This window comes from Janthinobacterium sp. NKUCC06_STL (assembly GCF_019345455.1).
Classification (GTDB): Bacteria; Pseudomonadota; Gammaproteobacteria; order Burkholderiales; family Burkholderiaceae_D; genus Janthinobacterium; species Janthinobacterium rivuli.
The window spans coordinates 152090-171798 of record NZ_JAHKQY010000001.1 but is presented as its reverse complement, the minus strand read 5'-3'; the positions used below and the strand labels follow the sequence as shown (position 1 = coordinate 171798).

Sequence of the window (19709 nt, the reverse complement as noted above, 5' to 3'; positions counted from 1 at the left end):
GGGCACGGAGCTTGATGGCTCCGTGCCTGTTTTTACCCGATTTGCACCACCAGACAATGACCAAATACATACTTGCTTTAGATCAGGGCACCACCAGTTCGCGCGCCATCCTGTTCGACCATGCGGGCCGGCCGCACGCCAGCGCGCAGCGCGAGTTCCGCCAGATTTTCCCGCAGCCGGGCTGGGTCGAGCATGACGCGAACGAAATCTGGGCCTCGCAAGAGGGCGTGCTGCAGCAGGTGCTGCACGACAGCGGCGTGGCGGCAAGCGATGTGGCCGCCATCGGCGTGACCAATCAGCGCGAAACGACGGTGCTGTGGGACCGCGCCACGGGCGAACCCGTCGCCAACGCCATCGTCTGGCAAGACCGCAGAAATGCCGCCTATTGCGAGCAACTGGTCGAGCAGGGCAAGGCGGACTTGATCCAGCAAAAGACGGGCCTCGTGCTGGACGCCTATTTTTCCGCCACCAAACTCAAATGGCTGCTCGACAACGTTGCCGGCGCCCGCGCGCGCGCCGAACGGGGCGAGCTGGCCTTCGGCACCGTCGACAGCTGGCTGATCTACAAGATGAGCGGCGCCCACTTGACGGACACGAGCAACGCGTCGCGCACCATGCTGTTCAATATCCACACCCTGCAATGGGACACGGACCTGCTGGCGCTGCTCGACATCCCCGCTTCCTTGCTGCCCGATGTCGTACCATCGAGCGGCGTGGCCGCGCACACGCACGCTGACCTGCTGGGCGTGTCCGTGCCGATCGCCGGCATCGCGGGCGACCAGCAGGCCGCCACGTTCGGCCAGGCGTGCCTGAAACCGGGTATGGCGAAGAATACCTACGGCACGGGTTGCTTCATGCTGATGAACGTGGGCAAGCGCCCCTTGCCATCGAAAAACCGGCTGTTGACGACAGTGGGCTGGAGCCTGGGCGCCGGCAGCGACAAGACCGATTATTTGCTCGAAGGCAGCGCCTTTATCGCCGGCGCGGCCGTGCAGTGGATGCGCGACGGCATCGGCATCATCCGCGACTCGTCCGAAGTGGAAGCGCTGGCCACCAGCGTGCCCGATTCGGGCGGCCTGGTCTTCGTGCCCGCGTTCGCGGGTCTGGGCGCGCCGTACTGGGACCCATATGCGCGCGGCACCCTGATCGGCATCACGCGCGGCACGGGCAAGGCGCACATCGCGCGCGCGGCGCTGGAGGGCGTGGCGTACCAGAACGTCGATGTGTTGTCCGCCATGCAGGACGACGCGGGCATCGCGCTTTCCGAATTGCGCGTGGACGGTGGCGCGGCCCGCAACGACATGCTGATGCAGTTCCAGGCCGACATATTGAATGTGCCCGTGGTGCGTCCCGTCGTGACGGAAACGACGGCCCTGGGCGCCGCCTATCTGGCGGGCCTGGCCGTGGGTTTCTGGGAATCGCAGGAAGAAATCGCCGCCCAATGGCAGGTGGGACGCCGTTTCGAACCGGCCATGGCGGCCGATGAACGCTTGAGCCGGCTGCACAAGTGGCAGCGGGCCGTGGAGCGCTCGCGCGACTGGAGCGAGTGAACTGGTATCAATGGCGCATGAAATACACGGCGTAACCTACCGTTTCGCGCGGCACGGAATACAGGTCGCGCAGCTCGAAGTAGGGCGCGTGCACCTGGCCGCTGACGGTGATGCCGGCCCGCTCCAAAGCCAGCCGGAAGCGCGGTACATGAAAATATTGCGTGGCGACCATGGCTGTCTGCCAGCCGTGCTGGCGCATGAGAAGCGCCGTGTTGCGGGCCGTGGCGTCCGTGGTCCAGCCTTGATTATCCTCAAGGATGGCGCTGGCTGGCACGCCGCGCGATTGCAGGTAGCGGGCCATGGACGCGGCCTCGTCAAAACCTTCCTTGCCCGTTGCCCCGCTGACGAGGATATGCGGCGCCCTGTGTTCCTGGAACTGCTTGAGCGCCGCGTCGAGCCGCGCCTGCAGGCGTGGGCTGGGCATGCCGTCAGGCAGGATCGTATTGCCGGGCACGACGATCACGTCGGCGGGGGGCTGCTTGTCGTTGAGTCCATCGAGCACCAGCGCGGCCGTGGCCAGCAGGAACAAGCCAACAGCGCTTGAACCGAGCACAGTTATTTTTCGCATCGTTCATCATCAAATAGGGAATGGACGCATGATACCCGTCCATTCCCGCCGGCGTCAGTTCACCTGCGCCTTGCGCGCGCGCTGGTTCGACAGATAGATATTGTCTATTTCCAGCGGTTTGCCTTCGCGCACGGCATCAAGCCAGTCCTGCGTGCTGGCGACGGCGGCAAAGTTCGAATGGAATACGGCGCTGAAGACGCGGTGGATTTCTTCGGCGCTGGCCGTGCCGCCCGCGTTGGCGTAGGGCAGGGTGCCGGTGGCGTCCTGCAGGAACTCGACTTGCAAGCCGTCATGCGCGGCGTGGTAGATGGTGGCCGCGTCGCAATTGTGCGTCATGTAGCCGATCACGCTCAAGGTGTCGATGCCGTGGCTATCGAGCCAGGCGCGCAGATCCGTGCCCGCAAAGGCGCTGCCCATGCTCTTGTTGATGCGGTGGTCGGCGGCAAAGGCGGCCACTTGCGGATGCAGCTGCCAGCCGTCGCTGCCCTTGGCGAAGATGGGCGAGGCTTCCGGCGCATCGTGCTGGACGACGATCACGGGCACGCCGGCGGCGCGGGCGGCGGCCATGGCGGTGACGATATTCGGCAGGGAGATGTCGACGGACGGGTATTCGATGGGCATGTCGCCCGTGAAGTATTCATTTTGCACGTCGATGACGAGCAGGGCGCGGCGTGGTGCGGTAGTGTTGGACATGCGTGACTCCTGAATGGTTGAAAGGGGAAGGACTTCCCCGATACAGCCATTGTCAAGCCGCGCGATGCAAATAAAAAGTGGCCCGAAGGCCCATGTGCGATAAAATCGGGCCATGACTACTTCTCTTGCCCATGCCGCTCCTCTGACGGTAGCCGTGATCGCCTTTGACGGCATGACGCCATTTCACTTGTCCGTGCCTTGCCTCGTGTTTGGCGCCCAGACGGACGAGGCCGATCTGCCGCCTTTCCACGTGCGCGTCTGCGCCGCCGATCCCGCGCCCTTGCGCACGGCGGCCGGCTTCGGCATCACGCCCGAGTTCGGCCTGGAAGGGCTGGCGGGAGCCGATATCGTCATCATGCCGGCCTGGCACGACGATTGCCGTGATGCGGCGGCGCCGCTGGTCGCGGCGTTGCAGGCGGCCAGCCGGCGCGGCGCGCGCATGGTGGGCCTGTGCCTGGGCGCGTTTCCCCTGGCGCAGGCGGGCTTGTTGGATGGCAAGAGCGCGGCCACGCACTGGGGTATGGCGGACCGGCTGGCGGTCCGCTATCCCAAGGTCAGGGTGGACCGGGAAGTGCTGTACGTGGACGATGGCGGCGTGCTGACGTCGGCCGGCGTGGCGGCCGGCCTCGATTGCTGCCTGTATTTGCTGCGCCAGCTGGCGGGCGCCGAAGTGGCGAACCGGGTGGCGCGCCGGTTGCTGGTGGCGCCGCACCGCCAAGGCGGGCAGGCGCAATTCATCGAGCGCCCGCTGCCCGTGTCCGGCAGCGAAGGGCGTTTTGCCGACGTGCTGGCCAGCGTGACGGCCAGCCTGGGCCAGGCGCACAGCATCGACGCGCTGGCCGAACGTGCCGCCATGAGCCGGCGCAATTTCACGCGTCACTTTCGCCAGGCGACGGGTACGTCGTTCAAGCAGTGGCTGCTGAACCAGCGCCTGGCGCATGCACAAGGCATGCTGGAAAAGAGCGCGGCCTCGATCGATGTCGTGGCGCAAGAGGCCGGCTTCGGCACGGCCCTGTCGCTGCGCCAGCATTTCCGTACCAGCCTGCAGACGTCGCCCTCGGCGTACCGCAAGCTGTTCCGGCAGCAGCTAGGCCAGGTCGCCTGACCATAGCGTGGCAGGGTCGCGGCTGCCCTGCGGCAGCATCGCGCTGACGGCGATTTGCCGCCCGATGAAAGCGCTGGCATCGAAGCCATAGCGTTCCTGGAAAGACACGGTTTCCGCGCTCATCAATTCGGCATACGTTTGCATCAGGGTCGAGGCGCCAACATGGTTGTCTTGCGCCAGGTAGCTGGCGATGGCGGTCATTAGCACGGGGTAATCTGCATTCTCCTTGCTGCCGCCAAAGTGGAACGACAATTGCCCGCAGGCGCGCCAGACGGGGTCAATTTCCCCGTCCGGCACCGGCTGCGCGCGCAGCCATTGCAAGGCTTTCAGGGGCGGGCCGCCAAAGGACGGTGGCGAGATGATGGCCTGGATGGCCACCCTGATGGCATCATCGGTTCTTCCCGCGCGCACATACTGGCCATGCAGCAGCACCAGGGCGTCCGTATATTCGGGCACGATGGCCAGCGCCGCTTCCAGCAGGGCGATGGCCGCCTCCGGCTTGCGCTGCGCGATCTGTTCCTTGGCTTCCAGGAACGCGGCGCGAGGCGAGGCGGGGTCGTCGGCCAGGGTCGGCGTGCCGACATACTCGTCTTCCGCTGCCGCGTGGGCTTGCAGGAAGGCCGCCAGGCTGGAAAAGTGCGGCTGGATGCGCCACTCGTCGTGCCAGGTTTCGACGACGATGGGTTCGGACGCTTCGCGGCCGATGGGCCAATACAGGCCGAAGGTGTCGCCATTGCCCAGCGCGCCTTCAGAGAAGGGAATAAAACCGAGCGGTGGATACGCTGTCGTGTGTTGCCAGTCTTGTTCCGCCGAGATATGGGCGAGGCTTGCGGGTAATTGCATGGAGGCACCGGAGGATAAAACGCCAGTGTAGAACAAGAGGACGCTGTGGGCGCGTCCGCATGGGCTTACTCGCGCGGCTCGTGGATGCGGAATTTCTTCACGATACCGGCCTGGTCGAACATGACGGCCACTTCGCGCGTGCCTTTTTCGCCCAGCAGGGGAATAAGGCGCGTCACCTTGGGCGCTTGCAGTTGGTTCTTGTAGACCCAGACTTCATAGCCGGGATCGAAGCTGACGACGGTGGCGTTGCCCAGGGCCGCGTCGAGGTCGAGGCGGGTGGTCTTGCCGACCTTGATGTTCTGATAGATGGCGCCATTGTCCGGCGCGCGGTTGACTTTGTATTCACTGGCGGTGCACATGGCCACGGCCAGTCCCGCGAGGCAGGAAGCTGCCAGTTTTATCAATGTGTTCATACGGACTCCCAATGTGCATCACTGCTTCCAATCTCAGAGGGGACGGGCGTGATGTCAGGAGGGCAGTGTGCTTGTGTCGCCCCGAATGTGCTACAAGATTATACAAAGGCGCACGATGCAATCCTGCCGGTACCGGCTGGCGGTACTTTTACCGGCTCTGCAATACGTCGGTCGACAGCGCCAGGGTTTCCTTGATTTCTTCCATCACCACATAGCTTTTCGATTGCGCGGCGCCCGGCAGCTGCAGCAGCATGTCGCCCAGCAATTTGCGGTACTCGGCCATTTCATGGATGCGCGCCTTGATCAGGTAATCGAAGTCGCCCGACACCAGGTGGCATTCCTGCACCTCGGGAATTTGCAGCACTTCGCGGCGGAATTGCTCGAAGGCGGACGCGGATTTTTGATTGAGCGTAATCTCTACAAAGACCAGCAGCTTGGCGCCCAGCGCGGCCGGGTTCACCTTGGCGTGGTAGCCCGTGATGACGCCGTCGCGCTCCATGCGCTTGACCCGCTCGATGCAGGGCGTGATGGACAGTCCCACTTGTTCACCGAGGTCTTTCATCGAGATGCGGCCATCCTGTTGCAGGATGCGCAGGATGTGGCGATCCAGCTTGTCGAGGCCACGTGCCGATTCTTTAAGGATTCTCATGATTTATTGCTGAATATCTCGATTTATACGTGAACAAATACTGGCTCTTTCCCAATATGATAGCGGTTAATCTGGCGTCAGCCTAAAAAATATAATGAGGAAACTATGCGTATCGTGATTCTGGGTAGCGGCGTCATCGGCGTCACCAGTGCTTACTATCTGGCCAAGGCAGGACATGAGGTGACCGTCATCGACCGCCAGCCGGGCCCGGCACTGGAAACCAGCTTCGCGAATGCGGGGCAAATCTCGCCCGGCTACGCTTCGCCATGGGCTGCGCCCGGCATTCCCCTGAAAGCCGTGAAGTGGATGATGCAGCGCCACGCGCCGCTGGCCATCTCGCTCGACGGCAGCGCCGCCCAGCTCAAATGGATGTGGCAGATGTTGCGTAATTGCACACCGGAAGCGTATGCCGTGAACAAGGAACGCATGGTGCGCCTGGCCGAATACAGCCGCGACTGCTTCAAGGTGCTGCGCGCCGAGGCCGGCATCACCTATGAAGGCCGCCAGCAAGGCACGATGCAATTGTTCCGCACTGAAAAGCAATACAACGATGCCGCCAAGGATATCGAAGTATTGAAAGATGCGGGTGTGCCATATGAAGTACTGCAGCGCAACGAGTTGTCGCGCGCCGAGCCGGCACTCGAAGCCGTCAAGGATAAACTATTCGGCGGCTTGCGCCTGCCCAACGATGAAACGGGCGATTGCCAGTTGTTTACCACCCGCCTGTCCGAGATGGCCGTGGCGCTGGGCGTGAAGTTCCGCTATGGCGTGTCCATCGATGCCTTGCTGACGCAGGGCGATGAAATCGCTGGCGTGCAATGTGGCGCGGAAATCGTCAAGGCCGATTCCTATGTCGTGGCGCTTGGTTCCTATTCGACGGGCTTCATGAAGCCGCTGCTGGACATTCCCGTGTATCCATTGAAGGGTTACTCGATCACCGTGCCTATCGTCAACGCGGCCAAGGCGCCCGTGTCGACCATCCTCGATGAAACCTACAAAATTGCCGTCACCCGTTTCGACGACCGCATCCGCGTGGGCGGCATGGCGGAAATCGCCGGCTACAACCTGAACCTGAACCCGCGCCGCCGCGAAACCCTGGAAATGGTCGTCAACGACCTGTTCCCCGGCGGCGGCAACACGGCCGAAGCGACTTTCTGGACGGGCTTGCGCCCGATGACGCCGGACGGCACGCCCATCGTCGGCCGCACGCCGCTGCGCAACCTGTTCCTCAACACGGGCCACGGCACCCTGGGCTGGACCATGTCCTGCGGTTCAGCGCAATTGCTGGCCGACCTGATGTCGTCGAAAAAGCCGGCCATCCTGGCCGACGACCTGTCCGTCAGCCGCTACAGCGGCGCGCAGGGCCAGGGCAAACTGCAACACGTGGCGGCCTGAGATGGCGGCCTGCATGCCTCCCAAGGAACGTAGCGGCGCCATCCTGACGGTGGACCTGGACGCCGTGCGCGCCAACTACCGCTTGCTGCGCGACAAGGCGCACCCGGCCGCTTGCTCGGCCGTCGTGAAGTCCGACGCGTATGGCCTGGGCGCCGCGCAAGTGGGTGCGGCCCTGTATGAAGAAGGTTGCCGGCACTTTTTTGTGGCGCACCTGGAAGAGGGCATCAGCCTGCGCCCGCACGTGGCGCCCGACGCGGCCATCTTCGTGCTGCACGGCCCGCCTGTCGGCACGGAAGGCGAATTCACGGCCCATGGCCTGATCCCCGTGCTCAACAGCGAGCCGCAGGTAGCTGGCTGGCGCGCGCATGCGCAGGCGCTGGGCAAAACCTTGGAAGCGAATGTGCAGGTCGACACGGGCATGTCGCGCATGGGCCTGTCGCCGCGGGAAGTCGACGCCTGGCTGCTGGACCCGCACTTTCTCGACGGCATCAAGGTGCGCTACATCATGAGCCATCTGGCGTGCGCCGACGAGCGCGGCAACCCCATGAATGGCGAGCAGCTGGCCCGTTTCATCGCCATCCGCGCCCGTTTGCCGCAGTACCGCGCCAGCCTGGCCAATTCCTCGGGCATCTTCTTGTCGCCCGATTATCACTTTGACCTGGTGCGCCCCGGCGCGGCCCTGTACGGCATCGGGCCGCAGGGTGGCGAACCGAATCCCCTGCGCTCCGTGGTGCGCCTGCAAGGCAAGGTGCTGCAGACGCGCACGATTGCCGCCGGCGACCATGTTGGCTACAGCCGCCGCTACACGGCCAGCGAGCCGCGCCAGGTGGCGACGGTGTCCGTCGGTTATGCCGATGGCTGGCTGCGCAGCATGAGCAACCAGGGCCTGGCCATCGTCGACGGCGTGAAAGTGCCGCAGATCGGCGCCATCTCGATGGATTCCATCACGCTCGACGTGAGCGCCATCGCCGAAGAGCGCGTCGCGCCGGGCAGCCTGGTCGACCTGATCTGCGCGGAACACCCGGTCGATGCCGTGGCGGCCATGGCCAATACCATCGGCTACGAGGTACTGACCAATTTGGGCGGGCGTTACTACCGCGAGTACCAAGGGCTTGCCGGCGCACGTTAAGCAGCGCGAAACCGATGATTGTGTGGCAAGATAGCCCTGGCGTGAGCTTCACTCCAGGGCTTTCTATTAACCAAGATCGGGGATTTATATGAGTCAATATAACGTTGCTATCATCGTCGGCAGCCTGCGCAAGGATTCCTTCAACCGCAAGCTGGCCGATGCGCTCGTCAAGCTGGCGCCGCCCGAGTTTTCCTTCAAGCACATCGACATCGGCGACTTGCCGCTGTACAACCAGGATGACGATGGCGCGCAGTCCGAGCAGGTGCTGCGCCTCAAATCCGACATTTCCGCTTCGCAAGCCTTGCTCTTCCTTACCCCCGAATACAACCGCTCGATCCCCGGCGTGCTGAAAAACGCCCTCGACCACGGTTCGCGTCCGTATGGCCAGAGCGTGTGGGGCGGCAAGCCGGGCGCCGTGCTGGGCGTTTCCGTTGGCGCCACGGGCACGGCCCTGGCGCAGCAGCATTTGCGCAATGTGCTCGCCTACCTGGACGTGCCGCTGCTGAACCAGCCTGAAATGTTTATCCAGGCCAAGGAGGGCCTGTTCGACGAGCATGGCGGCATCGGACCGGCCAGCCTGGGCTTTTTCCAGGGCTGGATGCAGCGTTACGTGGACTGGGTCCGCAAGCACGCCATCCACGCTTGATGCATATCAAGGCGGCAGCGCTCTGCGTTGCCGCTTGTACACTTTCTTTGACCATGGATGCCAAGATTTCAATATTGGCACGGGTGTCTCGGTATAATGCGCTCTTTCTTTAGTGCAATACTTTCCAAATCTTGCCGACTCCATGTGGACTAAACCTGTTCTGCGCATGAATTTGCGCCGTTTGATCGTGCTCGTGGCCTTTGCCAGCGCCCTGGTGTCCCTGGCCAATACCTTCTATGCCAGCTACAGCGTGCAGCGCCAGCTGCTGATCGACACCACCCTGGAAGCGAACCACGCGTATGCAAGCAAGCTTGCCAGCACGGCCGAGGATTTCCTGCAGTCGGCGCGCCAGCAGCTGGCCTACAGTGCCGGCCGCCTGCCATCGCGCATGGGCGACGAGCAATGGCTGACGGACGAGGCGCAGCGCCTGCGCCTGCAAACGAACAGCTTCAATTCCGTGCTCATCGTCGATGCCCAGGGCAAGGTGCTGGGCGTGTCGCCGGAAACGCTGGCCCTGAAAAACCGCACGCTCGATTCGGCCGGCGCCGTGCAGGCGCTGCGCGAACGGCGTCCGCTGGTGACACAATCCTATGTATCGTCTGCCGGCAACCTGGTGGTCTTCATTTCGCATCCCATCCTTGGCGAGGATGGCCGCTACCTCGGCTATGTGGGCGGCAGCATTTACCTGAAACAGAAAAACATCCTCTACACCATGCTGGGCCAGCATTACTACCGCGATGGCTCCTACCTGTACGTGGTTGACCGGAACCGGCGCCTGCTGTACCACCCGGACCCCGAACGCCTGGGCGACGTGGCCGGCAAGAATGACGTCATCGACACCATCATCGCGCAGCAGGGCGGCGGCAACCGGCGCATGCACAACAGCCTGGGCGTGGACATGCTGGCTGGCTATGCCGTTATGCCGTCGACGGGCTGGGGCATCGTGGCGCAGCGCCCGACTGCCATGACCCTGGCCCCGCTGAACCAGCTGATGGCCAACACGCTATGGCATTCGCTGCCGATCGCCTTGCTGAGCCTGCCATTCATCTGGTGGCTGGCCAGCCTGATTTCGCGGCCGCTGGTGCAACTGGCCGAGGGCGCGCGACGCATGGATGCGCCCGGCACGGCCGAGCACATCGGCGCCATCCGCGCCTGGTATGTGGAGGCGGCGCAGATCAAGAGGGCCTTGCTGAAGGGCTTGGCATTGCTGCAGAACAAGATCGGCAAGCTGAAGACTGACGTGGAGACGGACCCGCTGACGGGCCTGTCGAACCGGCGCGGCATGGCGGCGGCGCTCGATGCGTGGCAGGCGCAGGCGCGGCCGTTCTCCGTCATCGCCATCGACATCGACCATTTCAAGCAAGTCAACGACCGCTGGGGCCATGCCGTGGGCGACGAAGTCATCCTGCGCCTGGCGCAGCTGATGCGCGCCTGTTCGCGCGATGCCGACGTGCTGTGCCGTACTGGCGGCGATGAATTCATCATGCTGCTGCCCGATGCCGACCTGGACGTGGCCATGCAGGTGGCCGAACGCTTGCGCGCCAAGGTGGCCGCCGCCGTGATTCCCGGCGCGGGCGCCATCACGGTCTCGCTGGGCGTCGTGTCGTCGGAGCAGGAAGCGGGCAAGGTCGGCGGTGCGGACGCCGTGCTGCTGGCAGCCGATGCGGCCCTGTACGTGGCCAAGGAAAACGGGCGCAATTGCGTGGGCATCACGGAGCCTGCCTGATAAACTGATCCGCTATTTTCTGTTGTATCTGAGCCTGTCCCGTTTGCCCGCCAGCGCTTACCATGTGACCCTGATCAGCTACAACGAGGACAACGGGCATGGCAGGGATGGATATTGATGACGTTTGAGCAAGCACCTGGCATCCGCTGCGACGTCGATGGCCGGCCGCACCCGCTGGCTTATCTGGGCTGCCGCGGACTCAACTATGGCCAGCACAGCGTGCTGCCGCTGCATCCGTTTCGCCTGAGCGTGCCGGAAACGGCGCTGGCCGATTTGCTCGACGAGCCGTTCAACAGTTTTATCCAGACTTGCCGCGAGGATGACCTGCAGGACGAGGAAAGCGACTTGCCCGAGCTGATGCAGGCCGGCTATCCCGACATCACGGCCATGCTGGCGGGCCACCGGCCGCTGCTGGCCGACATGCTGTATGACTTCATGATCAGCGATTTGATGGACGCGATCGGGCGAGCCAGCGGCTACCGGAGCCAGGTTCCACGCTACTGGGGCGACGTGGAGGCGGCGGACAACCGCGCGTATTTCATCGTCAATAAAGTGGAGACAATCTCCTTCGCCGACGGCCAGGTCATATTCGAAGGGCAGGGCTACTACGGTGTCTACGTCATCTGGCTGACGCACGGCTACGTGCGCAAATAGGGACTTGACCTTCCTCATGTGGGAAGGTTTATAGTTGTGCCATGAACCGTGCCTTTTCCCGCTTTCTCGCCCGCTCGCTGCTCTGGCTGCTGGCCGTCACGCTGCCCTTGCAGGGCTTTGCGTCGGCCATGCGCAGCTGCTGCGTGGACGAGCTGGCGGTCGTCGTCACCGTCACGGCTGTCGCAACCGAGGCGCCCCCGTGCCACGACATGGCCGACATGCGGATGGCGGACCAGCCGATGAAAATGGCCATGGACGATGGCGGCGCCACCCATCACGGCCACGATTGCAGCAACCATGGCGCCTGCACCGTGGGCGCCACGGCGCCGCCCGGCATGCCCGCCTTGCACGCCTTGACTCTGCGCGCGCCGCCTCCGGCGCTGGCGCCCGATTCCCTGTTCGCCGGGCATATACCGCCTGGTCCCGAACGTCCCCCGAGAAGCACGCGCTCCGCCTGACCGCCCGTTGAACCTGGCGGTGCCGCCGTCGCACGTCCCAGCATCCTGAGCCTTGCACCGGCCGCGCCAGCGTTCCAGTCGCGCGCCCGCCGCGCCATACCCTGTCATTCAAGGAATACCATGAAATATCTGTTCAGCCTCGCGCTGGCTGTACTGCCGCTGGCCGCCGCAGCGCAGTCCCCGTCCGCCCCGCAAGAGGCGCAAGCATCCGTGCCGGCCACCACTTACCGTTCCGCCTTTGCCGGCTACCGTCCCGCCGCCGAGGAAGACGCCACGCCCGACCAGACCTGGCGCGCCGTCAACGACAAAGTCGGCAAGGCCGGTGGCCACATGGGCATGATGAAAATGGATGGCCACAAGATGGAAGGGCACAAGATGCCGATGGCCCAGCCCAGCCCCAAGCCGGATGCCAAGCCCGCCCCGCAACATCAGCACCACCAGCACCACCAGCATGAAGGACACTGACATGGCCCGCTTCACACAATCAACTTGCCTGACGCCGCTGGCCCTGGCGGCCGTCTTGCTGCTCAGCGGCTGCGCCAGCTTCAGCCAGGATGGCGGCATGCGGACGGTGTCCACACTGGCCGACGTCCGCACGGGCGCCCCCGCTGCGCTGGCCGGCGAGGGGGGCGAGGAAAAACTGGCTGCCTTGCTGGCCCAGCCCCTGGATGCCGACAGCGCCGTGCGCATCGCCCTGATGAACAACCATGGCATGAAAGTGGCGCTGGCCGAGCTGGGCGCGTCCGAAGCGGACCTCGTGCAGGCGGGGCGCTTGCGCAATCCCGGCTTGTCGTTCGGCCGCTCGCACGGCAGCCACGGCAACGAAATCGACCGCGGCGTCAGCTTCGACCTGGCCGGCCTGCTGACCATGCCGATGCGCGTCAACATCGAGCGGGGCCGTTTCGAGCAAGCCAAGCTGCAAGCCGCCAGCAGCGCCGTGCAACTGGCGGCCGACACCCGTCGTGCCTATTTCAATGCGGTCGCCGCCGTGCAGACGGAAGCGTTCATGCAGCGCGCGCTGCTGTCGGCCGAGGCGGGCGCCGAACTGGCCACGCGCTTGCGGCAGGCGGGCAACTGGAGCCGTCTCGACCAGGCGCGCCAGCAAGTGTTTTACGCGGACGCCGTCAGCGACCTGGCCCGCGCCCGCCACCAGGCATTGGTGACGCGCGAGCACCTGACGCGCTTGCTGGGCCTGTGGGGCAAGCAGACCAGTTTTACTTTGCCGCCGCGCCTGCCCGACTTGCCGGCCCAGGCGGAGGAGGCGGGCAATATCGAGGCGCAGGCGATGGAACAGCGGCTCGACGTGCAAAAAGCGAAACTCGACGCGCACGCCACGGCCAGCGCGCTGGGCTTGTCGAAGGTGACGGGCTTCCTCAACGTGCTCGACGTGGGCTACACCAACAAGAGCAGCAGCGAGGCGCCGCGCGAAAACGGCTATGAAGTCTCGCTGGAACTGCCCCTGTTCGACTGGGGTTCGGCGCGCAATGCCAAGGCGCAAGCGCTGTACGAGCAGTCGCTGCAGCGCACGGCGGGCACGGCGGTGCGGGCCCGCTCGGAAGTGCGCGAGGCGTATTCCAGCTACCGCACGGCCTACGACCTGGCGCGCCACTACCGCGATGAAGTTGTGCCGCTGCGCAAGACGATCTCGCACGAGGTGCTGCTGCGCTACAACGGCATGCTGGCCAGCGTATTCGAGCTGCTGGCCGACGCGCGCGAGCAGGTCGCCAGCGTCAACAGCGCCATCGAAACCCAGCGCGATTTCTGGATCGCGCAAACCGAATTGCAGTCAGCCATCAATGGCAGCGGCCCAGCCGAGAAGGAATAATGATGATTACACGTAGAAACTTTTTCATGAATGCGGGCGCCGTCGCCCTGAGTGCGGCGGCCGTCAGCCGAGTCGGTGCGGCCTCGTTGCCGGAAGCCGTCAGCATGGCCGGCGCCGACACCAAGGCGCCGCCACCACCGCCGAACGGGCGTCCATACAACCCCGTCGTCACCCTGAACGGCTGGTCCTTGCCCTGGCGCATGAACAACAACGTCAAGGAATTCCATCTGGTGGCCGAACCCGTCGTGCGCGAACTGGCGCCCGGCATGATGGCCAATTTGTGGGGCTACAACGGCCAGTCGCCAGGTCCGACGATTGAAGTGGTGGAGGGCGACCGCGTGCGCATCTTCGTCACGAACAAATTGCCGGAACACACGAGCGTGCACTGGCATGGCCAGCGCTTGCCCAACGGCATGGATGGCGTCACGGGCCTGACCCAGCCCGGCATCGCCCCCGGTAAAACTTTTGTGTATGAATTCGTCGCCAAGCGCCCCGGCACCTTCATGTATCACCCGCATGCCGATGAAATGACGCAAATGGCCATGGGCATGATGGGTTTCTGGGTGACGCATCCGAAAGACCCGAACTTCATGAAGGTGGACCGCGATTTCGTCTTCTTGCTGAGCAACTATGACATCGATCCGGGCAGCTACACGCCGAAGATCATGACCATGACGGATTTCAATTTGTTCACCTTCAACAGCCGCGTCTTCCCCGGCATCGACCCCATGGTCGTGCGCCAGGGCGACAAGGTGCGCGTGCGCGTGGGCAATCTGACCATGACGAATCACCCGATCCACATGCATGGCCATGAATTCGAGGTGACGGGCACGGACGGCGGCTGGACACGCCCCGAATCGCGCTGGCCCGAGGTCACCACGGACGTGGCCGTGGGCCAGATGCGCGCCGTGGAGTTTACCGCCACGGACCTCGGTGACTGGGCTTTCCACTGCCACAAGTCGCACCACACGATGAATGCCATGGGGCACGACGTGCCCACCATGATCGGCGTCGACCACCAGGGTGTGGCGGCGAAGATCAACCAGCTCGTGCCCGGCTACATGGTGATGGGCGAGCGCGGCATGGCCGACATGGGCGACATGCAGATGCCGATCCCCGACAATACCCTGCCGATGATGGCGGGCGACGGTCCGTTCGGCGCCATCGGCATGGGCGGCATGTTTACGACAGTCAAGGTGCGCAAGGACCAGAAACCGGGCGACTACCGCGATCCGGGCTGGTACAAGCACCCGGCCGGCAGCGTGGCTTATGAATGGACGGGCGCCTTGCCGGAACCCGTGCGCGGCCAGGGCAGGGGCAAGCTGCCGGCCAAGGGTGGCGTGGAAATGACGGTGCGCAAGCCAGGCGGGCACAGCGGGCATTGACGCTCCCCCCCACCCCCCCCTCGGGGCTTGCTAGCACGGCAAGCTCCGGGGTATGTTGCTTTAAATCAAGGAATTGTTGCTTAGTGACAATCCGAGCATTTTAGTGGCCGTTTTTTCCTTATATTCAAGTCATACGCTTAAATTATTGGCTATCGTCTTGTCTAGGAGGAAACATGTTGAATCAAATGAAAGTGGGGACGCGCCTGCTCGCGGCCTTCTTTTGCGTGGCGCTGATGGGGGCCATCGTGGCCGGCATCGGCATCTTCAACATGGGCAAGATCGACACCATGGCGGGGCAGATGTACAACCATGAGTTGCTGGGGCTGTCGTACATCAAGGAAGCCAATATCGCCCTCATCAAGGTGGGCCGCGCGCGCAGCAATTTCCTGCTGGCGACCACCAGCGAAGAGCGCGCGGGGCGCCAGGCCGATATCGCCAAATACCTGGAAGAGAACAAGAGCAACCTGGCCAAGGCCCAGCCGCTGTTCGTCACGCCGGCCGCCAAGGAGCTGTTTGCCCGCTTCGCCACCGTTGAAGCCGAGTATGTGAGCACCTTGCAGCAGTCGCTGGCGCTGGCGGCGGCCGAGCCGCTGGCGCAGCGCAGCGCGCAGCTGACGGCGCTGCTGGCCAAGACGCGCCAGCATGCCGACGAGCTCGACGGCGTACTCGATAAATTGTCATTGCAGAAGGAAGCGCGGGCCAAGGCGGCTGCCGAGCAGGCATCCGGCGTGTACCAGGCCAGCCGCAGTTTCATGATCGCGCTGGTGCTTGGCAGCGTGGCGGCCGGACTGGCGCTGGGGGCGCTGATCACGCGCGGACTGACGCGCCAGCTCGGTGGCGAACCGGCGTATGCCGTCCGGATCGCCGGCGCCATCGCCGAGGGCGACCTTACCGTCGACATCCGCACGGCCAGCCACGACAGCGCCAGCCTGCTGTTTGCCATGAAAACCATGCGCGACAAGCTCGTGGGCATCGTCAGCCAGGTGCGTTCGGGCACGGATACCATCAATACGGCCTCGGGTGAAATCGCCCAGGGCAACCTCGACTTGTCGTCCCGCACGGAAGAGCAGGCCAGTTCTCTGGAAGAAACGGCGTCGTCGATGGAGCAGCTGACGTCGGCCGTGCGGCAGAATGCGGACAATGCGCGCCAGGCCAATGCGCTTGCCGGCGCCGCATCCGACGTGGCCGGCAAGGGCGGCGCCGTGGTGGGGCAGGTGGTGCAGACGATGGAATCGATCAATGCCTCCTCGCGCAAGATCGTCGACATCATCAGCGTCATCGACAGCATCGCCTTCCAGACGAATATCCTCGCCTTGAACGCGGCCGTCGAGGCGGCCAGGGCGGGCGAGGAGGGACGCGGTTTCGCCGTCGTCGCGTCCGAAGTGCGCAACCTGGCGCAACGTTCTGCCAGTGCCGCCAAGGAAATCAAGACCCTGATCGGCGACTCCGTCGAGCAGGTGGAAATCGGTTCCAGGCTCGTGCATGACGCGGGCAAGACGATGGATGAAGTGGTCGCCAGCGTGCGCCAGGTGGCCGACATCATGCAGGAAATCACGGCCGCCAGCGCCGAGCAAAGTGCCGGCATCGAGCAAGTCAACCAGGCCGTGCTGCAGATGGACCAGGTGACGCAGCAAAACGCGGCCTTGGTGGAAGAGGCGGCTGCGGCGGCCGAATCGCTGCAGGACCAAGCGCAGACCCTGACGGAACTGGTGGGCGTATTCCGCTTGCATGCCCAGGCGCAACAGATGGCCGTGCCAGCGTCCAGCAACGTCACGCCGTTGCGCCGGGCAGCGCCAGCCGCCAGGCAGGACGTGCGGCGCCTGGCCTGAAACGGGGCTGGCTCGGGCGCAATCGGCGCGGCGGTGGTAGGCTGTCGTTATTGCGCGTTTACTACTTCCGGGTCTTTCATGTTATTTCCCCGCTTGCTTTGCTTATCCCTGCTGCTGTCCCTGGTGCCTGTGGCGCAGGCGCAGCAGGGCGATCCCGTCCTGCCTTACCGTCCTTCCGTGGCCAGTCCCGCCCAGTTGCCCGTGCCGGGTCAGCTGGAATTCGAGGCCGGTGGCCTGCTGTCGAAAACGGACGACACGCGCCGCGCCAGTCTGCCATATACCTTCAAACTGGCGTTCACGCCCGAGTGGGGCGTGCTGCTCGAAGGCGAGGGTGTGGTGCGCGCACGCGATGACACGGGCCGGCGCGACACGGGCGTGGGCGATACGACGGTCGTGCTCAAGCGCGCCTTTTTGCTTGACAGCGCCACGGCGCTGGGCCTGGAACTGGGCTGGAAGTTGCCCACAGCCAAAGACAGCATCGGCAGCGGCAAGAGCGACGTGTCGCTCAATGGCATTTTCAGCCGCGACTTGGGCGCCGTGCACCTGGACGCCAACCTGAACGCCACGCGCCTGGGGTCCTCCGACCCTGGTACGGGCAGGGTGCAAGCGGGCTGGGCCACTTCCTTTTCCACACCCGTCAGCGAGCGCTGGGGCGCCACGGCGGAAGTATCGGGCACGCGCCTGCGCGGCGCGCCGGCCACGGCGCAATTGCTGCTGGCCGCGACCTACAGTCCCACGCCACGGCTGGCCATCGACATCGGCATGGCGCGCGGCTTGACGGCGGCGTCGCCGGACTGGTCGCTGTTTAGTGGCCTGGTCGTGCCATTGGGCAAACTGTGGTGAGATTGCCACGGCAATCCTTATGTGTCCTTGCGAACAAACAGTTGGTCACACAAGGTCTACAATTGCGGCATAACTGATAAAAGGAGTGTCCCCATGAAAACCCTGATTCTTGCCGCCGTCTTGCTGTCGGCAGCTACCGCTGCCGTCGCCCAGGTCGGCGTCTCCGTCACCGTCGGCCAGCCAGGCTTTTACGGACGTCTCGACATAGGCGACTATCCCGCGCCGCAATTGATCTATGCCCAGCCCGTCATTGTGCAGCGCCCGCAATACTATTCGGCCCGTCCGATTTACCTGCGCGTGCCGCCCGGCCATGCCAAACACTGGTCCAAGCACTGCCGCAAGTATAATGCCTGTAACCAAGAGGTATATTTCGTTCAAGATAGTTGGTATAACAACCAATATGTGCCCCGTTACCGCCAGCAGCATGGCGACCATGGCCGTCCCGATTACGGCGACCGCGGCCGTCATGACAACAAGCATGACAAGCACTTTGACAAGCATGATGACAAGCGCGACAAGCATGACAACAAGCCGGGCAAAGGTCATGGCAATGGCAATGGCAATGGTCACGGCAACGGCAACGGGCACAGGGATTAATAAACAGGAGGATCTTTGCATAGTAAAATCGTTATCGTAGGGGGAGGTGCAGGCGGCCTGGAGCTGGCCTGCAAACTCAGCCGCAAGCTCGGCGCCGGCCAGGTCACCCTGGTCGACAGCCGCCTGTACCATATCTGGAAGCCGTCGCTGCATGAAGTGGCGGCCGGCACCCTGGACATTCATCAAGAGGGCCTGTCGTACCAGATGCTGGCGCACGACAATGGTTTTACCTATGTCTATGGTCCTTTGATCGCGCTCGACGCCGCCTCGAACAGCCTCACCGTGGGCGCCATTGCCACGGACAAGGATGAGCAGCTCTTGCCACAGCGCACCGTCAGCTACGACCAGCTGGTGCTGGCCGTGGGCAGCACCTCGAATTACTTCGGTGTGCCCGGCGCCAAGGAAAACACGATTTCCCTGAATGCCACGGAAGACGCCGAACGTTTCCGTCTGACCCTGCTGAAGCTGCTGGCCATGGCCGAGCAGCGCCAGGGCGACGCGGGCCATCCCGGCGTCGACATCGTCATCATCGGCGGCGGCGCCACGGGCGTGGAACTGGCGGCCGAATTGCGCGAAGCGAGTGGCGTGTATGCGGCGTATGGTTTCCAGAATCTCAACGCCATCAAGGATGTGCGCATCACCCTGCTCGAAGGGGCGCCGCGCATCCTGGCGCCGTTGCCCGAGCGCGTGTCGATTGCCGCCTCGAAACTGCTGCACCAGCATGGCATCAGCGTGGTGACTGATACGCGCGTCACCACGATCGAAGCCGACAAGGTGACGGTAGCCAGCGGCACCAGCTATGCGGCCGACATCTGCGTGTGGGCTGCGGGCATCCGCGCGCCGGAATTCCTGGCCACCCTGGGTTTGCCGACCAATCGCGCCGGCCAGCTGGAAGTGACGGGCATGCTCAACGTGCAGGGCCACGCGAATATCTTCGCGCTGGGCGACTGCGCCGCCTGCACGGGGCCCGATGGCAAGCTGGTGCCGCCGCGCGCCCAGGCCGCGCACCAGCAAGCCGATTACCTGCTGAAAACTTTCCTGCTGCAAGCCAAGGGCAAGCTGCCGCAAACCAAGCCCTATGAATACCTGGACTACGGTTCGCTCGTGTCGTTTGGCCGCACCACCTCGGTCGGCACCCTGATGGGTTCGCTGAAGGGCCTGAGCTGGTTCGTCGAAGGCTTTGTCGCGCGCATGATGTATGTCAGCCTGCACTTGATGCACCATAACGCCGTGCTGGGCAGCGTGCGCACGGCCGTCATGGCCATGGGACGTTTCCTGATCAAGCGCAGCACACCACAGGTCAAGCTGCATTAAACAGTTGGTTTGTGCCAGATCAAGAAGGGGCCGCAAGGCCCCTTTTTGTCGTCTGTCCGAGGGAATCTCCCGCTACCTGCCTGTCTA

20 protein-coding genes are annotated in these 19709 nt (G+C 63.9%); 15 read left to right on the top strand and 5 right to left on the bottom strand.

Translation table 11 applies throughout. The features are described 5' to 3' along the window. The first annotated feature begins 56 nt into the window (after window positions 1–56). Window positions 57–1550, top strand: a complete 1494-nt coding sequence (gene glpK / locus KO539_RS00825) for a glycerol kinase GlpK (RefSeq protein WP_219306930.1) — start codon at window positions 57–59, stop codon at window positions 1548–1550. A gap of 7 nt (window positions 1551–1557) precedes the next feature. On the opposite strand, the gene KO539_RS00820 is transcribed toward glpK, so the two are convergent. After that, on the bottom strand, window positions 1558–2118 hold the full coding sequence (locus KO539_RS00820) for a YdcF family protein (protein WP_219306929.1): 561 nt from the start codon (window positions 2116–2118) through the stop codon (window positions 1558–1560). A 54-nt stretch (window positions 2119–2172) separates the two neighbouring features. Next, window positions 2173–2811, bottom strand: a complete 639-nt coding sequence (locus KO539_RS00815) for a cysteine hydrolase family protein (protein ID WP_219306928.1) — start codon at window positions 2809–2811, stop codon at window positions 2173–2175. 112 nt (window positions 2812–2923) lie between these two features. On the opposite strand from KO539_RS00815, the gene KO539_RS00810 reads away from it, so the two are divergent. After that, window positions 2924–3916, top strand: a complete 993-nt coding sequence (locus tag KO539_RS00810) for a GlxA family transcriptional regulator (protein ID WP_219306927.1) — start codon at window positions 2924–2926, stop codon at window positions 3914–3916. Here KO539_RS00810 and KO539_RS00805 read toward each other — a convergent pair. The 3 genes from KO539_RS00805 to KO539_RS00795 all read right to left on the bottom strand — a co-directional run bounded on the left by KO539_RS00805 (window position 3899) and on the right by KO539_RS00795 (window position 5821). Then, window positions 3899–4759 (bottom strand): tetratricopeptide repeat protein, encoded by an 861-nt coding sequence (locus KO539_RS00805; RefSeq protein ID WP_219306926.1) that lies wholly within the window; start codon window positions 4757–4759, stop codon window positions 3899–3901. The two genes, KO539_RS00810 and KO539_RS00805, sit on opposite strands and share 18 nt — an antisense overlap. Window positions 4760–4824: 65 nt before the next feature. Further along, window positions 4825–5172, bottom strand: a complete 348-nt coding sequence (locus KO539_RS00800) for a hypothetical protein (protein WP_035820081.1) — start codon at window positions 5170–5172, stop codon at window positions 4825–4827. Between the two features lie 148 nt (window positions 5173–5320). Next, window positions 5321–5821, bottom strand: a complete 501-nt coding sequence (locus KO539_RS00795) for an Lrp/AsnC ligand binding domain-containing protein (RefSeq protein WP_034754979.1) — start codon at window positions 5819–5821, stop codon at window positions 5321–5323. A gap of 105 nt (window positions 5822–5926) precedes the next feature. Between KO539_RS00795 and KO539_RS00790 the strand changes: the two genes are divergently transcribed. The 13 genes from KO539_RS00790 (at window position 5927) to KO539_RS00730 (ending at window position 19622) form a co-directional block, all read left to right on the top strand. Beyond that, window positions 5927–7216: a D-amino acid dehydrogenase gene (locus tag KO539_RS00790; protein WP_219306925.1), complete on the top strand. Its 1290-nt coding sequence runs from the start codon at window positions 5927–5929 to the stop codon at window positions 7214–7216. A 13-nt stretch (window positions 7217–7229) separates the two neighbouring features. Beyond that, on the top strand, window positions 7230–8345 hold the full coding sequence (gene alr, locus KO539_RS00785) for an alanine racemase (protein ID WP_257626066.1): 1116 nt from the start codon (window positions 7230–7232) through the stop codon (window positions 8343–8345). Between the two features lie 88 nt (window positions 8346–8433). Then, a complete protein-coding gene (locus KO539_RS00780; RefSeq protein WP_219306923.1) occupies window positions 8434–8991 on the top strand; it encodes an NADPH-dependent FMN reductase in 558 nt (185 codons plus the stop codon). A 142-nt stretch (window positions 8992–9133) separates the two neighbouring features. Beyond that, window positions 9134–10717, top strand: a complete 1584-nt coding sequence (locus KO539_RS00775; protein WP_219306922.1) for a sensor domain-containing diguanylate cyclase — start codon at window positions 9134–9136, stop codon at window positions 10715–10717. A gap of 117 nt (window positions 10718–10834) precedes the next feature. Next, window positions 10835–11371 carry a hypothetical protein gene (locus tag KO539_RS00770; protein ID WP_219306921.1) on the top strand — a complete coding sequence of 179 codons (537 nt, stop codon included), beginning with the start codon at window positions 10835–10837 and terminating at the stop codon, window positions 11369–11371. A 41-nt stretch (window positions 11372–11412) separates the two neighbouring features. Further along, window positions 11413–11829 carry a hypothetical protein gene (locus tag KO539_RS00765; protein ID WP_219306920.1) on the top strand — a complete coding sequence of 139 codons (417 nt, stop codon included), beginning with the start codon at window positions 11413–11415 and terminating at the stop codon, window positions 11827–11829. A 120-nt stretch (window positions 11830–11949) separates the two neighbouring features. Further along, window positions 11950–12294 carry a hypothetical protein gene (locus KO539_RS00760; protein WP_219306919.1) on the top strand — a complete coding sequence of 115 codons (345 nt, stop codon included), beginning with the start codon at window positions 11950–11952 and terminating at the stop codon, window positions 12292–12294. A 1-nt stretch (window position 12295) separates the two neighbouring features. Continuing rightward, window positions 12296–13654: a TolC family protein gene (locus KO539_RS00755; protein WP_257626065.1), complete on the top strand. Its 1359-nt coding sequence runs from the start codon at window positions 12296–12298 to the stop codon at window positions 13652–13654. 2 nt (window positions 13655–13656) lie between these two features. Continuing rightward, window positions 13657–15039 (top strand): multicopper oxidase family protein, encoded by a 1383-nt coding sequence (locus KO539_RS00750; protein WP_219306917.1) that lies wholly within the window; start codon window positions 13657–13659, stop codon window positions 15037–15039. Window positions 15040–15212: 173 nt separating this feature from the next. Next, entirely contained in the window at window positions 15213–16868 is a 1656-nt protein-coding gene (locus KO539_RS30550) for a methyl-accepting chemotaxis protein (RefSeq protein WP_176388480.1), read from the top strand. Between the two features lie 78 nt (window positions 16869–16946). After that, window positions 16947–17711, top strand: a complete 765-nt coding sequence (locus KO539_RS00740) for a transporter (protein ID WP_257626064.1) — start codon at window positions 16947–16949, stop codon at window positions 17709–17711. A gap of 93 nt (window positions 17712–17804) precedes the next feature. Continuing rightward, window positions 17805–18308, top strand: a complete 504-nt coding sequence (locus KO539_RS00735) for a hypothetical protein (protein WP_219306916.1) — start codon at window positions 17805–17807, stop codon at window positions 18306–18308. Window positions 18309–18323: 15 nt separating this feature from the next. Next, window positions 18324–19622 carry an NAD(P)/FAD-dependent oxidoreductase gene (locus tag KO539_RS00730; protein WP_219306915.1) on the top strand — a complete coding sequence of 433 codons (1299 nt, stop codon included), beginning with the start codon at window positions 18324–18326 and terminating at the stop codon, window positions 19620–19622. Window positions 19623–19709: the final 87 nt, after the last annotated feature.

Excerpts from the sequence above, each read along its gene's own strand:
- KO539_RS00735 (WP_219306916.1), top strand. The coding sequence starts at position 17,805 with ATGAAAACCCTGATTCTTGCCGCCGTCTTGCTGTCGGCAGCTACCGCT.
- KO539_RS00740 (WP_257626064.1), top strand. The coding sequence starts at position 16,947 with ATGTTATTTCCCCGCTTGCTTTGCTTATCCCTGCTGCTGTCCCTGGTG.
- KO539_RS00795 (WP_034754979.1), bottom strand. The coding sequence starts at position 5,821 with ATGAGAATCCTTAAAGAATCGGCACGTGGCCTCGACAAGCTGGATCGC.
- KO539_RS00805 (WP_219306926.1), bottom strand. The coding sequence starts at position 4,759 with ATGCAATTACCCGCAAGCCTCGCCCATATCTCGGCGGAACAAGACTGG.
- KO539_RS00780 (WP_219306923.1), top strand. The coding sequence starts at position 8,434 with ATGAGTCAATATAACGTTGCTATCATCGTCGGCAGCCTGCGCAAGGAT.
- KO539_RS00765 (WP_219306920.1), top strand. The coding sequence starts at position 11,413 with ATGAACCGTGCCTTTTCCCGCTTTCTCGCCCGCTCGCTGCTCTGGCTG.
- KO539_RS00760 (WP_219306919.1), top strand. The coding sequence starts at position 11,950 with ATGAAATATCTGTTCAGCCTCGCGCTGGCTGTACTGCCGCTGGCCGCC.
- alr (WP_257626066.1), top strand. The coding sequence starts at position 7,230 with ATGCCTCCCAAGGAACGTAGCGGCGCCATCCTGACGGTGGACCTGGAC.
- KO539_RS00810 (WP_219306927.1), top strand. The coding sequence starts at position 2,924 with ATGACTACTTCTCTTGCCCATGCCGCTCCTCTGACGGTAGCCGTGATC.
- KO539_RS00800 (WP_035820081.1), bottom strand. The coding sequence starts at position 5,172 with ATGAACACATTGATAAAACTGGCAGCTTCCTGCCTCGCGGGACTGGCC.
- KO539_RS00815 (WP_219306928.1), bottom strand. The coding sequence starts at position 2,811 with ATGTCCAACACTACCGCACCACGCCGCGCCCTGCTCGTCATCGACGTG.
- KO539_RS00770 (WP_219306921.1), top strand. The coding sequence starts at position 10,835 with ATGACGTTTGAGCAAGCACCTGGCATCCGCTGCGACGTCGATGGCCGG.
- KO539_RS00820 (WP_219306929.1), bottom strand. The coding sequence starts at position 2,118 with ATGCGAAAAATAACTGTGCTCGGTTCAAGCGCTGTTGGCTTGTTCCTG.
- KO539_RS00790 (WP_219306925.1), top strand. The coding sequence starts at position 5,927 with ATGCGTATCGTGATTCTGGGTAGCGGCGTCATCGGCGTCACCAGTGCT.
- KO539_RS00755 (WP_257626065.1), top strand. The coding sequence starts at position 12,296 with ATGGCCCGCTTCACACAATCAACTTGCCTGACGCCGCTGGCCCTGGCG.
- KO539_RS00750 (WP_219306917.1), top strand. The coding sequence starts at position 13,657 with ATGATTACACGTAGAAACTTTTTCATGAATGCGGGCGCCGTCGCCCTG.
- KO539_RS30550 (WP_176388480.1), top strand. The coding sequence starts at position 15,213 with ATGTTGAATCAAATGAAAGTGGGGACGCGCCTGCTCGCGGCCTTCTTT.
- KO539_RS00775 (WP_219306922.1), top strand. The coding sequence starts at position 9,134 with ATGTGGACTAAACCTGTTCTGCGCATGAATTTGCGCCGTTTGATCGTG.
- glpK (WP_219306930.1), top strand. The coding sequence starts at position 57 with ATGACCAAATACATACTTGCTTTAGATCAGGGCACCACCAGTTCGCGC.